14 protein-coding genes are annotated in these 14578 nt (G+C 39.2%); 3 read left to right on the top strand and 11 right to left on the bottom strand.

Translation table 11 applies throughout. From position 1 onward, the window contains the following. Positions 1-233: 233 nt before the first annotated feature. The 3 genes from AC2CZC_RS25320 (at position 234) to AC2CZC_RS25310 (ending at position 2849) form a co-directional block, all read left to right on the top strand. Positions 234-1037, top strand: a complete 804-nt coding sequence (locus AC2CZC_RS25320; protein ID WP_484585121.1) for an alpha/beta hydrolase — start codon at positions 234-236, stop codon at positions 1035-1037. 212 nt (positions 1038-1249) lie between these two features. After that, positions 1250-2071, top strand: coding sequence for an alpha/beta hydrolase (locus AC2CZC_RS25315; protein WP_484585777.1), 822 nt, complete (start codon positions 1250-1252; stop codon positions 2069-2071). Between the two features lie 247 nt (positions 2072-2318). Then, positions 2319-2849 (top strand): GNAT family N-acetyltransferase, encoded by a 531-nt coding sequence (locus AC2CZC_RS25310; protein WP_484585120.1) that lies wholly within the window; start codon positions 2319-2321, stop codon positions 2847-2849. 79 nt (positions 2850-2928) lie between these two features. On the opposite strand, the gene AC2CZC_RS25305 is transcribed toward AC2CZC_RS25310, so the two are convergent. The 11 genes from AC2CZC_RS25305 to AC2CZC_RS25255 all read right to left on the bottom strand — a co-directional run bounded on the left by AC2CZC_RS25305 (position 2929) and on the right by AC2CZC_RS25255 (position 14487). After that, on the bottom strand, positions 2929-3285 hold the full coding sequence (locus tag AC2CZC_RS25305) for a ribosome recycling factor family protein (RefSeq protein ID WP_484585119.1): 357 nt from the start codon (positions 3283-3285) through the stop codon (positions 2929-2931). 297 nt (positions 3286-3582) lie between these two features. Then, positions 3583-3738 carry a hypothetical protein gene (locus tag AC2CZC_RS25300; protein WP_484585118.1) on the bottom strand — a complete coding sequence of 52 codons (156 nt, stop codon included), beginning with the start codon at positions 3736-3738 and terminating at the stop codon, positions 3583-3585. 105 nt (positions 3739-3843) lie between these two features. Continuing rightward, on the bottom strand, positions 3844-3999 hold the full coding sequence (locus tag AC2CZC_RS25295; protein WP_155731803.1) for a hypothetical protein: 156 nt from the start codon (positions 3997-3999) through the stop codon (positions 3844-3846). A gap of 483 nt (positions 4000-4482) precedes the next feature. After that, complete coding sequence (locus AC2CZC_RS25290) at positions 4483-5502, bottom strand: fibrinogen-like YCDxxxxGGGW domain-containing protein (RefSeq protein WP_484585117.1); 1020 nt, start codon at positions 5500-5502, stop codon at positions 4483-4485. A 404-nt stretch (positions 5503-5906) separates the two neighbouring features. Beyond that, on the bottom strand, positions 5907-7565 hold the full coding sequence (locus tag AC2CZC_RS25285) for a tannase/feruloyl esterase family alpha/beta hydrolase (protein ID WP_484585116.1): 1659 nt from the start codon (positions 7563-7565) through the stop codon (positions 5907-5909). A gap of 215 nt (positions 7566-7780) precedes the next feature. Continuing rightward, complete coding sequence (locus tag AC2CZC_RS25280; RefSeq protein ID WP_484585115.1) at positions 7781-11080, bottom strand: sensor histidine kinase; 3300 nt, start codon at positions 11078-11080, stop codon at positions 7781-7783. Between the two features lie 195 nt (positions 11081-11275). Continuing rightward, on the bottom strand, positions 11276-11470 hold the full coding sequence (locus AC2CZC_RS25275) for a hypothetical protein (protein WP_063360488.1): 195 nt from the start codon (positions 11468-11470) through the stop codon (positions 11276-11278). A gap of 255 nt (positions 11471-11725) precedes the next feature. After that, positions 11726-11899 (bottom strand): hypothetical protein, encoded by a 174-nt coding sequence (locus AC2CZC_RS25270; RefSeq protein WP_155731804.1) that lies wholly within the window; start codon positions 11897-11899, stop codon positions 11726-11728. Between the two features lie 142 nt (positions 11900-12041). Further along, the gene (locus AC2CZC_RS25265; protein WP_484585114.1) at positions 12042-13100 is read right to left on the bottom strand and encodes a GGDEF domain-containing protein; all 1059 of its coding nucleotides are present in this window, start codon (positions 13098-13100) and stop codon (positions 12042-12044) included. Between the two features lie 280 nt (positions 13101-13380). After that, positions 13381-13614, bottom strand: a complete 234-nt coding sequence (locus AC2CZC_RS25260) for a hypothetical protein (protein WP_484585113.1) — start codon at positions 13612-13614, stop codon at positions 13381-13383. Between the two features lie 237 nt (positions 13615-13851). Beyond that, positions 13852-14487, bottom strand: coding sequence for a hypothetical protein (locus AC2CZC_RS25255; protein WP_484585112.1), 636 nt, complete (start codon positions 14485-14487; stop codon positions 13852-13854). Between the last annotated feature and the right edge of the window lie 91 nt (positions 14488-14578).

Raw genomic sequence — 14578 nt, 5'->3', positions numbered from 1 at the left:
TTCTTGGCTTGGTCGTTGCTTGATATTGGTGGTATTTTATATAAATATTATTGTTTGATAATTAATTCCTTCGAGCCTTTGACATTAATTTATTAATATGGTTTTTGGTGCGCTCTTGAGTTTTTTTGGTTTTTATTATATTTTTTCAAGTAATTATTGCTATGACTATAGTGCTTTTTAGTTGGTCGAGAAAAAACTGACATTCACTATATCTTCAAAAGGAATTTTATATTTTGAAAATTATAATTTTGACACTGTTTTTTTGTTTTATTTCGGCGATTGCTGATGCATCTAGTTTTAAAGGAGTAGCACTTCCTAAATCGCAATACTTAACTGAGCTTCCAAAAATTACCGTCACACTCCCTTCATCTTATGAAGCCAATACAACAAAAACCTATCCAGTATTGTACGTACTTGATGGCGAGCTCAATGGTGAGTTAGTTAACGGAATGCTCCATAGGTTGCATCTATCCAATGGGACAAATGAGCATATTATTGTCGGTTTGACTAGCCATGATCGTATTACAGATTTCGCACCCACGGTTAATAGAGACCCGCGAGGCCCTGTGGGAGCGGGTGGAGGCGGTGATAAATTTTTAGACTTCATTGAAAAGGAACTCATTCCACAGGTTAATAAAACTTATCGTACAAATAACTTTAATATTTTAGCTGGTCACTCAATCGCTGGTTTATTAGTTATCCATAGTTTTCAGTCCCGGCCAAAGCTTTTTCAAAGTCATTTAGCCTTTAGTCCAGCGGTTTGGTGGGGAGCTCGAGAAACAGCTAAGGCGACGCAAAAATACGTAACTTCTAAACAGCCAATTAAAAATTACCTCTACATGAATATCGGCAGCGAAGGTGGCGAAATGCGTGAAGTTTATGACGAATTATCACAAACAATTCTTAGAAATCGGAATCTAGATCTGTATTTGAGGCAAGATGAGTTTAATGACGATTCTCATGACTTTACAATGGCTGCTGGGATGTTTAATGCGCTTACTGGGTTATATCATTATCAGCAGAAGCAAGGCTTATAGACTGCTTATTCGGTCTTAGGTTTTGGTTTACACATTTGCGCCTAGAATAATATGAAGCTAACTTTCCAACAAAGCCAAACAATTAAGGCTGGTAGGCCTATACGTTGCGCAACTAAGGTTTTCTAAATCTCCAACAAGAGAGATAAAAAGGATAAATTTTGACAGTATTTAGAAATAAGCTGCTTCTGGTAAGTTTGCTAGTATTAGTCGTTATGTTGGCTTTCATGGTCTATCAGCGCTATACGCAAGAGTATACATCTGATTTTATAGATCATAGTCTTTATTCTGAGGTGCTATCAGAACAAAGAAAAATTTTTATTAGATTACCAAAAAGCTATGACGAAAATAAAACGTATCCAGTAATTATAAAATCTGATGGGAATTTCAATTTATCTCGGTGGGACGAATCTCTCATCCAGTTAGCCCAAGCAGGTAAAGTCGAAGACTCTATTGTCGTGGCAATTCCAAATTTATTTTGGACAGACTCACGCAACAGAGATCTAGTCCCTCCATTTGCTAGAAAAGATGTGGCAATTGAAGCAAGGCCCCCTAATGAAAATTCACCTGAAATATTTGGTAGAGCTGACTTGTTTTTATCTTTCATTGAAACAGAGGTGTTACCTTATGTTGAGGCCAACTATAAGGTGAGTGAGAACCGAGTCCTAACTGGTTTTTCTGCTGGTGGTAGCTTTGTTTTATATACGCTCATTACCAAGCCTGAACTGTTTTCCGGCTATTTTGCGTTTAGCCCAGCAGCTTGGTATGACGATTCAGTGGTTGTTCGAGAGTTTCAAAAGGGGCTGAAAAACGTAGAGGGTGACCCGTTATTTTTGTATCTAAGTTTAGGCGGTGCTGAGAATGATATTATTACAGGCTCGTTTAAGGGCTTACTCAAAGCCATAGATTCATATGGGCCAGCAAACTTCTACACCAAGCACAGTTATAGTGAGGGAGCTGGACATGTTGAAAACCCATATACCTCAGTGCCTTTAGCTTTACAGAGTTATTATCAGTTTAGATCTGAGAAGTTATAACTTCGGTTAAAAATCGAAGTTTAAATGTGATGTGATATTGCTGTTGCTTATTAATAGGCTTTTTATTAATGGTTGGTTTTTATATTTCAGTGTTAATGATTTTTTTACTCATGTGCTTTAAGGGATTTTATCTCTTTTATATTTAATTTTAATATGATTGTTTATAATCAGCTTGTTTAATTTATTGAAGCGAGACCACCTGCTAATGCAGATACTAGCTTCATACAAGCGAAGGATAGAGAGTTATATGCTGAATACGCACATTAAAACTGAGCGATTAGAGTTAAAAAATTTAGATGACAAAGACGCAGCCGGCTTATTAGAGATTTTTTCAGATCCTGAAGTCATGAAATACTGGAATACACCGCCTTGGAATTCAATTGAGCAAGCCCGTGAGTTTATCTCTACAAGTTTAGATGCTATGCGAAATTCGTCAGCTCTTACTTTGGGTATTTACTGCAAAGAAACAAAGCAACTTCTGGGTAAGGTAATGCTGTTTAACTATGATAAAGAGTCAAGGCGTGCAGAGCTTGGTTTTGGCATAAAGCGCGAGTCTTGGGGCAAAGGGATTGTTTTTGAAGCTTCGTCTGCCTTGGTTGAATATGCATTTAATGATTTGCAGTTACGTAGGCTAGAGGCTGAAATTGACCCTGACAATACTGCATCTGGAAAAGCATTGGAAAGACTCGGCTTTGAACAAGAAGGGCTGTTAAAGCAGCGCTGGGAAATAGATGGTATTGTATCTGACTCCGCTATATATGGCTTATTGGCAAAATAATCGTAAAGCGCTTTAGTTTAATAATTAGGTAGCTTACTTCAAGGACACTTAGTTTGGAAGATGGTTTATTGAGTGATAGTTACTCCCAAGCCACTAGGTCGAACGCTTTTCTAGCTTCTATAAGGGAGCAATCTGTTTTTATAATTAATTGCTGTAGCGTTATATTAGGATTTGCATTTATTTCAGCTACTAAATCAGCAATACTTGGTTTGGGTTTCAATTTGTTTAATGCCTCAAGTACCCAGTGCCAGCTAGGCTCGTCCTGCTGTTGTATGCCTTGAATGATTAACTCACATTGAGACCAATTTCCCTGTAGCCGCCAGTTTCTTGAGCGGCCTTTTCGATTAAGTTGCGCACCGGTAGCTTTAATGATGTCTTTTAGTTCACTTGCATGATTGACTCGGCGAACAAAGCTATTTAGTTGGATATCAAACATAGAGGGATCTTAGGGCAAAACGAATAGGAATTATAACAAAATTAGCAGGGGTTAGCTCTGGCAATGCTAATTGTACATTCAATATGAGCCCATACGCAATGGTAAGGTCTAAAGGGGGGCACTGTTGTCTTTTAAGAAGACATTGAAATTAATCGTTATGTTTACTGGTTAATTATCTGAATATGCAGCTTTGAGCTAAATGAATAACTTTTTCTCTTAAAACATTAATTTGATATGCACTGAATCTAGGGGTAATAAATTAATAAGGCCGCATATAGCGGCCCTATTTGTAAGATCTTATGCACACTGTACTTTATCATCATGCATTGAAAGCCAGCATACATTCGCCGTTCTATGTGTACCTGCGGCAGCAACTTTAGGCGTTGCTTCTAACGCTAAAGATTGATTTTTACTTAGTGTTTTAAGCGCTTTTTTCTTGATTTTAATATTCATAAATTATCCTTTTAACTTTCGCTTGATATTGATTTTTAGTGTTTAGTTATGAGTATCAAGCTTTAATTGACGATTAGATGCTTTTTCTAAACGATACTTTATTTATTAAGCACATTGTACTTTGTCGTCATGCATTGAAAGCCAGCATACATTCGCCGTTCTATGTGTACCTGCAGCAGCAATTTTAGGCGTTGCTTCTAGCGCTAAAGATTGTTTTTTAGTTAGAGTTTTAAGCGCTTTTTTCTTTATTTTAATATTCATAATATATCCTTTTAATTATTTTCATCATTAAAACTATCCACATTTTTTGAGGTTGTCAATGCTGTTTTTATGCTTGGATGTGGTATTTATTATTAAATTAATTTAATTTTTTAAGTATGAAAGTTAGTTTTTTAATGTGAAAGTTGCAATTAAACGGTCTGGTTTGTGAAAAATTTAGAGGGGGAGGTGAATTTATTTGGGGCAACCTGTTAACTATCTTTTGGGATCGCATATCTAATTGCCATTTTTTAGCATAAAGATAATTATGTTATGTAGGTTTTACTGATGCTAATACACGGTAATTAACCTAAAACCCTCAATTTTAAAATGCTTTTAAGAGTATATGGACTTATTAATTCAGATCCAAAAAGCATCATTCGTTTTTTAAGCTACTTATATCTTATTAATACCTTAATAACAGAAAAAGTCAGAAGCAACAATCACTGGTTTGTCGTTGCTTCTGGTGGACTCAAACACTTTGGTTTATCTCATCCAAAGAAGAGCCCATTGTGTTCCGTTAGGTTCTTTGCCATTACATTGACCAGAGCCAGTTCTACCAGACTCATGTGAGCCCCTAGCAACCCAGCAATAACTTGCGTGAACGTCACCCTGCCAACCGACAATAGTATGCGTACTTGTCATAGAAAGATAGTTTGAGAATACACAGCCAGAAACAAGTTCAGAGCCAGGCTCTAAGCTTTTCAAACATGCTGGGTTGTCAGTACGCATTGGCATATATTCAACTCGTTCATTATAGCCCCACGTATACCTGACTAAGTCTAGCTCTGGCGTTGTAAAATTAAGCCCATATACACTGTAGCCGCCTGCACAATTATCACCAGAGCAACTAATTTGCTCTCTAACATCTGTAAATGCGCCTAAGTCACCTTTGTACATCCACAGCTTTGTGACATTATTTGGGTTTGTTTCAGGTATATCGCCGTATTGTGCTATTGAACTTTTTCCACCGGGTTCGTTTTTTGGGTAGCTTCCTACAAGCGTCCAACCGCCTCCGTCAGTAGTCATATCACAATACATACTTACGGTGTTGCCCATACCATCTTGCAGTTGATATACATCATCTCCGCGGCTTAACCCTGCGTTGAGAATATCGTTACAGCTTGTGGCAGCTGTAGGCAGTACTGGTGCCATTGTCCAATCACCTTTTTCTCCGTTAGAAGCAAACCAAGTGCCACTGTAGTGTCCTTGCACATCTACTTGGCCTAGAAAGTACTCTGTTTTAGAAGGTGTTTTATCAGACATTTTGAAGTTAATCACATTGCCATTTTGCACCGTGGAACCAGATAAAAACTTGGTTGCGGTTTCAGAAAAAAAATGTTTCTCATCACCAGTGATAGTGATCTCTTGTACTAAGTTAGAATCTACTGTTCCGTCTAAGAATGAGTCTTTTGTTAGTGTATATTCACCAGCAAGCACTTGCTCTTGAGCAATTGCTAAATTGCTCACTAATAAAGCACTTATTGAAATGGCTAACTTATTCATATTTGTTCCTTTATACCTTTGATGTCCTACCCATTAACTTAATAAAAACCATTTAAAATTAATGGTTTGAGTAAAGCGTAAAGCTAAATGATTGAGTAGTTTAATCATACTCTTGATTTTTTGTTTTATAAATTAAAAATTTACCAAATTATAATATTCATGAGGTTGACGATCCTTATCCATTCTATAGTGTGGTAAAGGTGGTAATATAAATTAGTAACAGTATTTTTAATAGTGTGGATTTTGTTGTTACAATGTTTGTATCGATATGTAGGTTATGAATTAAAGGTTATTGATAAGATTTAAATTAATGACCAGGTTGATTTATAAAAGAAGGCGTTGTTGGTTATAATTTTATTCATAGAAAATAGCGATATTTAAGCATCGCTATTTTGGTATATTGATTATTTTATAAACCCTGCATGAAAGCTAGTTGCTTTTGTTGGGTCACCCTTACCGTTATAAACAGCTTGCATTGGATAGGGGTAAGCAGGTTGTTCTTTGATGACCTCGCCTTGATCATTTTCTTTTTGCGTGAGTAAAGAGTCAGGAGCGACACCGCCTATCACCCAAGCTTCAAGTGCACTTATGGCGTCATAGGTGGAGTTGCCCGGTCCATCTATGCCACAGTGGATCACACCTGGCAGTAAAAATAGTCGAGCAAAGTCTCTAACTTCCAGATTGTGACTATGCATAAATGACTCCACATTCTCATACCAATCTATCGTCGCATGTGCCGGAATTGCCGCATCAGACCAACCGTGAAGCACAATCATTTTACCGCCACTGTTTTTGAACTGTCGTAAATCTGGGTCATCAGCATCTATTAGTTTGCTAATTTCTTGCAGGTTTTCTTTCTCATCTTGATATGAAAAATCTCGCCAGTGGTAATCGATATCAAGGGCTTCTGGATATGCGAGATACTTTAAATACTCAGTTGCGGCATAATAGGCAAATGGTTGAAGTTGAGTGAGCAGTGGGGTGACCCAACCTACCCATTCAGGCTCTGAGCCGTAAGGTAAACCGCCATAAATTACCTCACCTTGTGCATTTTTAGATGGGGCATATAAGGCTTTAACCGCTTCGACTTGCTGATTTGACAAACAATTGCTTACTTGGCCTGCCTCACAGGCTAGAGTTTGTGGGTCAAAATCACAAAGTCTTGGGTCACTGATCACACCATCTACTAATCCGTCCTTGTGATCACATGCGCTCATAACTGCGCTGGCTATCATAGGAATTTCTTGTGATGACAAAATTGGCTCATCTCTGTCATTTAAAACAGCTCGGGCATTATCCATGCAGTTAACCAAGTTTACATCGGTATAGTTTACTGTTGGGCCTCGTGCTATTACACCATCAAAATCATTGGGGTAGCGCTTAGCTGCCATGACACCGGCGTGCCCGCCTTTTGAGCAGCCAGTTATGAACGAATATTGTGGCTGTGTATGATAAAACTTTTCCATGATGGCTTTTGCTGCAACAGCGACCACATGGTTGGCGCGATAAGCAAAGTCTATTTTCAATTGCTGGTTGTTTCTGGCCCATTTACCGTCAAAGCCATATGCGGTATGGCCGCCATCATGGCTCATGGTTGCGTAGTGTCTTACTATACCTGCCATTGGCGGGTAGGGGCTAACATCGCCACAAAACCCCATACAGGCGTTGAGTAGATATTTTTGGTTCCACAGAGCTCTTGCCGGCAAGCGAAGTTCAAATCGAATTGTGGGCGATACGTATCCTTTTACTAAGCAATGATCTGGTAGTTGTGTCTGAGATCTAGGAATTGGTGCGCCCATAAGTCTGCTGTGTTTGTAGGCCCACTCAGACTCAGTGGCATTCATTTGATACCCTTTCACAAAGCTTGACTCGATCACATTGGTTGCAGCTTCGCCGCTTTCAAGTTTCGAGAAATCGTCGAAGCGCAGTGACATGCAAGCGCGCTCTTCTGCACTGAGTTGAGGAGCAGTTTGTGCAGCCATTAATTGAGTTGATACACTGCTAACACACACAAAAACCAGAGGGTAAGACACCTTACTGGTTAAACTAAATTTTATCTTCATACCCATTTATCTCCTTTTAAAGGCCTGTAATTGATAATAATTATCAATTACATCCATTGTCTTGTATAGACTTTAGAAACTCAAGAGATTTGTGGCCATTTAGCTGTTGTAGTTAGTCTATCAAGGCCTGCAAGTGTGTTACTCACCCAGATCCAATTGTTTCGGTAGTTGAAACTTCTTCTTGGTTTTGGGAGCTCATACTTGTGGAAGTATGGTTACACTTCCAAAATAGGTAAGGTTATCTTGATCCTAACGCCACCTATTTCACTATGACTGGCGTTGATAATACCGCCATGGCGCGTGATTAAGTCTTGGCATATAGCAAGACCGAGTCCTGTGCCGCCTTTGTATAATGTCTTATTTTGTTCGCTTTGATACATACGCTTAAAAATATCTTTAAGCTCGGAATCAGAAACGCCGGGTGCACTGTCTCTGATTGAAATGTTTAATTGACCTGATTTTAAGTAGGCTCGTAGCTGAATAGTTGCCGGTGCAGCACTGTATCTTAAGCTGTTTGATAAGATATTGGAGAGTACTTGTGTCAGCCTATCTAAATCGGCGTGCATGAATAATTGGTCAGATAACCTAATATCATACTGAAATTGAGAATCTGGACGCTGATTTACCCGGTCTTTTGCATCATTGCACCATGAAACTAACCAAGGCTTTACTGGATGATAAGCTCTATTTAGTGGGCGCTCCTCTAGCTCAGTCATTGCTAATTGATCAATATCTGCAACGAGTTTATTGATGTCTCCTATGCGTCTATGCAGCAGTTCATAGGTCTTTTCAGTGTCTTCTAACAGGTTATATTCCAGTCCTTCGATGGACATTTTTAACACGCTTAATGGGGTGCGGATCTCATGGGAAACTTCAGCTAAGAGCTGTTTTTTTCTTGCCAGTAGTGCTTCAGAAAACTCGGCTCTGTCTTTTACTCTTTGCTGAGTAGCTAAAATGTTAAACCGCCACTTCATTACTTGGTACATGCAAAGCAGGGCTGTAATTAACATGATTGAATAGGCTGGCCATGTTTGCCACCAGGGCGCGAGCAATGTGAACGAGTAGCTAACAGGTTGGCCATGCTGACTTCGCGTTGTGGCTCTCACTTGAAATTCATAATTTCCGGGAGAAAGATGGTTGTATGTAATTTCGCTTAAACTTGTCGGTTCACTCCATATTTCACTACTGCCGCGCAAGCGAGTCTGATACATAACTCGCTCAGGGGATGTCCAGTCATTGTGACTAAACTTAAAGGTGATTTGCAAAGTGTCTGAAGAAAACGCTAAGTTGCTCGCTTGTGTTTGACTTATTGACGGGTAGGAGTGGTTGCCATCTATGTCTAATGATGCCACTTCGAGTAATGTACTTTTTAAATTTGGGGTTATGTCTAATTTATTTGGGTCAAAGTATGTAAGCCCGCTACCAGAGCCCCAATAGAATGTATTTTCACGCAGTGCTGCTGTATTCAAGGTTGCATCGACGGCAATGTAGCCATTGTCATAGACAAAAGCATCCAACTCTAATGGGGCATCAGATTTAAAAAGTTGGGTGGTTTTAAGCCGATTATTGCCCCGCTCTGTACCAATCCAAAGTGCGTCTTGATGGTACTTTAAACCCAGTACAATATTGCTACTGAGGCCTTCTTGCTTGCTGATATGACGCCCAAACCAACGGCTATTATCCTCTTTGAGGGCAAGTACACCAGATCTTGTGCCTAGATAGATAATTTGGTTGTCATCTTGTTCGATACTGTATGCCCAGTTGCTGGGAAAGCCACCGGCTTCTGTGAATTTATACACCATATCATTTTCTAAAAAATAGGTGCCACCGCCATTAGTTACAAACCATACACGTTGAATACTATCAATAAAAACATCTATTACATATTCAGATTGGGTCAGTTTTAGAAATTGCAACTTCCCGTCACAGCTACGGTACAGACCGTTTTGTGTTGCTATATACATACAGCCATCAGAAGCAGAAATTATTTGATGCACAATATCCGCAGTTAAGCCTTGGTCATGCCAAATATGGGTACTGCTATCAAGGGTTAAGACAATTATGCCTTGGCGGCTGCCCAGCCAAACACGGTCTTGGTCATCTTTTGCAATACTATGGATGTAGCGATTGAACAGAGTGGCGACAGGCGTTAACCACTCATCATGTTCGAGTATTTGTACCCCAGTGCCATATTGGCCGAGCCATAACTGCTTATCGATATTTGCCAAAGCACTGACTCGCTCATTGAGTAAGCCGTTGCGTTTTGAGAGCAACTTGAATCCCGCCTCGCGGAGTCTATTGATGCCACCACCATAGGTAGATACCCAAATATGGCCCTGAGCATCTTTCGTTATACCGCGTATATGTTTATCGCTAAGGCCATTTTGTTTATTGTAGTTATAAGCTTGATTGTTCCTTAGTTTGAATACCCCCCAACTATCGTCACCTATCCACAATGTCTCACGCTCACTGTCGAACATAAGCGCTGTGACGTTTGGCGTGTGTATTCCAGACAAGACCGCAACACTGCGTGTTGATTTATTTGCTCGGCAAACCTGGCCGCTATTAAGCGCAAAGTAAATGTGCTGCTTTGTACTTGTTACTGTATTGGCACTACCTTGGCACTGACTATCAAACTGATATTGCGATAATTCACCTTGTTCGAACTTAAGTACGCCTGAGCTTGATGCAATCCAGAGTGAGTCGCCATCAACACTTAAATCAAAGAACTGCTCAGTTTTGACATCATTACTTAGTGTTTTTAGCGTGTGATTGTCATATTGATACAAGGCGGTTTGCGTTGAGAAAAAGATGCTTTCATTGATAACCTCAACGTTATTCACTTTACTTAGTAAGGGTTTTTTATCAATTTCAAGTGCTTGGAAATGGTGCCCATCAAAAATATTTAGGCCTTTATCGGTAGCAAGTACTAATTTATTGGAGCTGGTTTTAGCGATATCCCAAACTCGGTTATTGTTTAGGCCGTGACTATCGTTAAAGCATCTAAAGTGATCACCAATATATTGGCATAGCCCCTCTCCATTGGTGGCGAGCCATAGGGCGCCAGTTTGATCTTGAACAGTTGTATAAATGGCACCAGTGGGTAGGCCTTGTCGGGTAGAAAAGTGCCTGATATCTGATAATGTATTTAGCTCAAATTGAGCTGGTTTTACTTGTGTCCAAAGTGGAGGAGTGCGGTTATTACTAGTAGGCGTAAAAGCTGCTTCTATTATTTTCGATGTTAATATCTCAATGGGTTGAGGTGTATAATGTTCTGAGTTTTCCCAACTTACTTGTATACTTTTGTCTAAATCTTTTTGAGTCGATTTTTTTAATACGGGCTTTCCTTGTGGTAAGACTATATTCGCGATGTCTTGCCACTTTACTGGTTGGGATTGCTCTACAGTTAGCTCGTTTATCGCGTTATGTGGAGAGGCATTATGCGTAGCTGCAGAAAAAGCAGTTATAGTACACAACAGGCAAGCGATGAATCGGTACAATAATATACTTCCCAAAGAGAGTTCATAATATGACCATATTATAGCTATGGCCTTGAGCTTAGAGCAGCATAATTAGCTACATTGCAATCCTTTGAAAGTAGGATGATATTATCACATTAAGCCGATAAGGGAATTGGAAAGTATTAAAGTTGAAGAATTTAAGAATGAGGTTAAACACGCAATCGTTTGAAAGCGCGTTTAAAACAGGTCTTAGCACCAATACGTATTACAAAGTAAAGTTTCACATTCAGGATGCTGTGATGGACAGGTTGTGGTGCCACACATCACTAACTCTGTGTAACAGCGCCTGCTATTGTATGCGCCTGCAACGTACTGAGTTTGTTTTGCTGCCAGTGTTTTTTGGTCTTTGTTTAATAACTTAATTTGTTTCTTTTTAAGTTTCATATTTTCTCCTTAAAATACTATTTACAATAAGTTCGATTTAGTGTGAACACAGCTACATGGACTTTTAACTTAATGAAAAAAATCCATCGGCTAAAATTTTTAAATAGTTTAAATCGGGCCTCATAAAAAATGCAGGAAAATGCATTTTATATATCAAGCGCTTCAATAAAATACCATCATGTAGCGATCATTAAAATGTGCACAGATGGTATTTTATGGGGTGGCTGCTTGAAAATCAGCAGTCAAATCACCTTATTATCTAGTTACACAGCCGCGTCTGCCAGTCCAGCAGATAACTGGGTTTGTAGGACGACAAACTGGGTAAATTGACGGCTCAGCACCTCCACCAACTTGTGGTGTTGCGTTGTGATTTAATTCATTGCTTTTATTTAGGTTTTTTAGATTTTTCTTTATTAGTTTCACTTTCATTATTATTTTCCTTATTTAAACATAATTGCCAATTTATGTTATTAACTTGATTTAAAAAAGTAAATGAAAAGTTTTATTAAAAGGTAGCTGAGCCTAAAAATTTAGTTTAAGTATAAAATAAAAGCATGAATTTCATATGGTTTCATATTGGATTATTTTGCTCTTTTCTTTGCGCTTTATTTTGATATAGGGCTTGATCTGCAAGTTCAAGCAATTGCTCAATCGCGGTGTCTGCTGTAACTTCGCATACGCCAAAGCTCATACCGAGTGCAACACTGTCTACAGAGAGTTGAGATGGAACTAAGTTTTGGATGCGGGCAATAAAAGTTTCGGCAGTACGCGCGTCCATACCGGGTATGAGTAACATGAACTCATCTCCTCCTAGCCTAAATAGCTTGTCATTCTTACGGGTATATTGTTGAACCAATTTCACGAAGTTGACTAACATTTCATCCCCGATCCCATGGCCTAATTTGTCATTCAAGGTCTTAAAGTTATCTAAATCTATCATGATGATAGAGCAGGTTTGGCCATATCTTGTTACTCGTTCTGATTCAAGCTCAATATTCTCTATAAGCGTTCGTCGATTGAGTGCGCCGGTTAATGGATCTTTCGTTGCAACATTTTCAGCTGCTTGAATGGCTTCATTATACGTTCTCACGATAACTGCTGTTAATAACATGACAAGACCGGAAGACATTGCTGACCTTAGTGCTATCTCTATATGTAAATTCATGAAGGTCAAATATGTAATAACAGCCCAGCAGCTACTATTTGTAAAGCAAGCCATTTTAAACGGAAAGACCATAAATACGCCAACGAGAAAAGCAGGCAACCAAATCACGGCAATAATGGGAGATTGAAAGGAAAAATAAATCAGTGTACTTGCCAAGACCGCACTCAAAACAATGCATTTTAATACGCTAAGGCGTCCTTGGAATAGTCGTACAGCTGTAAACAGGAGCGCAGCAATCACAATTACCACAGCAACAGCTAAGCCATAACTATTGCTGATAGCGTAACGCACTGGGTAATAAAGTAAAAACGCAGCCGTCACAATAAGTAAATAAGCAGCGTATGTTGGATATCGATTGATCAGAATTGGTTGTGCTTTAGTCAGTGCACCAAAGCGCTCTTTTAACTTAAGAATAGAAATACCTTCAAAAAAAATAAAATATCTACAGGTATAAGTGTAAATCACAATTTTAAATCATCAATAGTGTCCCTTTTTTGAAGCGGTCATACGATGACTTGTTTGTAATGTAAAAGTCCGCTTACGCTGCACCGAATTAAAATACGGGCAGTATTGTAAGGGTTGTGTTGGCTCGAAAAAAATTTGTGTTTTAGGATGTTAGCGCTATGTGGGGGCTTAGTTGACCATCATTAAAGCCTCAGATGGATTATTTAAAGTACCTTTCAGAGCATACATACAAGAGGGCATCTCCATGCATGTTACGCCCTCAATACTATGTATATCGCAATTAGTTGATGTGTCTTTGGCTGATAAGCTTATAGTAGCCAATAGTGACAGCTAAATTTGCAGGACAAGTTGTATGGCCTGAAAGTTGTGTGTAGCGATACTCTCCCGCCCAAGGTGCACCTGCAACTTTTTTATATGTACATTGAGTGTACTGCTCTGCTGCTTGTGCATCAAAGCTAGGTGCTGCCATGAATGACATGAGGAGTGCTGCACTTACAGTTGCTAACTTTTTCATTTGTAATTCCTTTTGGTTGTTTAATAATTGTCCAGTCTAAATTTGCCATTAAATGACACCGCTGTCAATTACATTTGTGGAAACTGCTATATATTTAAAAGCTTTGAGCTTTACTCTAGTTTTACAAGGCACAACTTTTTGCAGTTATTAATAAAATCAGAGACTTTAGTAGTCGTGCCTGCTGTGAAGTCGCCGATTTTATCTGGTAAAAGTTAACCTAACCTTGTTGTGTATCTGCTATAGAGAATCCGCGGATTTGACCACTTTTTGCGGCGCTTCTCGCCAAGAAAATCGGCCATCATAAGATTGGCAAACTAATGTTGTATTTTCAGCATCGGCTAAATATATCTGATTTGTTTTTGATGCAGGGTAGCTGAAATAATCACTGCATTTTGCACTTTGCCCGGGGCCAACGACGACCTGCGTACCTACTTTTACTTTACAACTGACGAGCATATCTAAAGGGGAGTAACTCGGACAGATCACATTGTCTCGTCGATATTGAGAGATAGAGCCTCGAGGTTTGTCGAAGGTCCACCACTTTCCAAGTTTAGAACCATTGTATTCACTATTCCATGCTCGCCATATGGTGATCTCTTGGGTAGTAACGAACACTTGCCCTTTGCATAAGCCACCTTGTTGCTGCGGCATAACCACACCTGACGGGAGCTTTTCATCTGGTAGGAGCGCAAGCCCTGCATGCTGCTCTATCGTACCAATACAGTCATTTTTTGCAGATTCAAGTGCGTTTGACTCGCTCTTTAAACTGGTCGTATTACAGCCAAAAAGCAGTAAAAAGCTGGAAGGTATCGCAAGTTTTCTTAATTTACTTGTGGTTGATTGGTATCGAGGTTGTTGATTTGGCAAAGACATTTCATTGGCTCCCTGTGCTTTTCATACCGTCAGTTTAATGTGCATTGATAAAAATGTATCTTTCATTGCATTACACGAACATTTATTAGGT

The organism is Pseudoalteromonas sp. MMG033, assembly GCF_057197785.1.
The sequence above is the reverse complement of the archived record's forward strand: the minus strand, read 5'-3'. Positions and strand labels throughout refer to the sequence as shown.

What these genes read in the sequence shown, in the direction of transcription:
- AC2CZC_RS25260 (WP_484585113.1), bottom strand. Translation starts at nt 13,614, where the DNA reads ATGAAAAAGTTAGCAACTGTAAGTGCAGCACTCCTCATGTCATTCATG.
- AC2CZC_RS25285 (WP_484585116.1), bottom strand. Translation starts at nt 7,565, where the DNA reads ATGAAGATAAAATTTAGTTTAACCAGTAAGGTGTCTTACCCTCTGGTT.
- AC2CZC_RS25255 (WP_484585112.1), bottom strand. Translation starts at nt 14,487, where the DNA reads ATGTCTTTGCCAAATCAACAACCTCGATACCAATCAACCACAAGTAAA.
- AC2CZC_RS25300 (WP_484585118.1), bottom strand. Translation starts at nt 3,738, where the DNA reads ATGAATATTAAAATCAAGAAAAAAGCGCTTAAAACACTAAGTAAAAAT.
- AC2CZC_RS25295 (WP_155731803.1), bottom strand. Translation starts at nt 3,999, where the DNA reads ATGAATATTAAAATAAAGAAAAAAGCGCTTAAAACTCTAACTAAAAAA.
- AC2CZC_RS25290 (WP_484585117.1), bottom strand. Translation starts at nt 5,502, where the DNA reads ATGAATAAGTTAGCCATTTCAATAAGTGCTTTATTAGTGAGCAATTTA.
- AC2CZC_RS25315 (WP_484585777.1), top strand. Translation starts at nt 1,250, where the DNA reads ATGTTGGCTTTCATGGTCTATCAGCGCTATACGCAAGAGTATACATCT.
- AC2CZC_RS25270 (WP_155731804.1), bottom strand. Translation starts at nt 11,899, where the DNA reads ATGAAAGTGAAACTAATAAAGAAAAATCTAAAAAACCTAAATAAAAGC.
- AC2CZC_RS25275 (WP_063360488.1), bottom strand. Translation starts at nt 11,470, where the DNA reads ATGAAACTTAAAAAGAAACAAATTAAGTTATTAAACAAAGACCAAAAA.
- AC2CZC_RS25310 (WP_484585120.1), top strand. Translation starts at nt 2,319, where the DNA reads ATGCTGAATACGCACATTAAAACTGAGCGATTAGAGTTAAAAAATTTA.
- AC2CZC_RS25305 (WP_484585119.1), bottom strand. Translation starts at nt 3,285, where the DNA reads ATGTTTGATATCCAACTAAATAGCTTTGTTCGCCGAGTCAATCATGCA.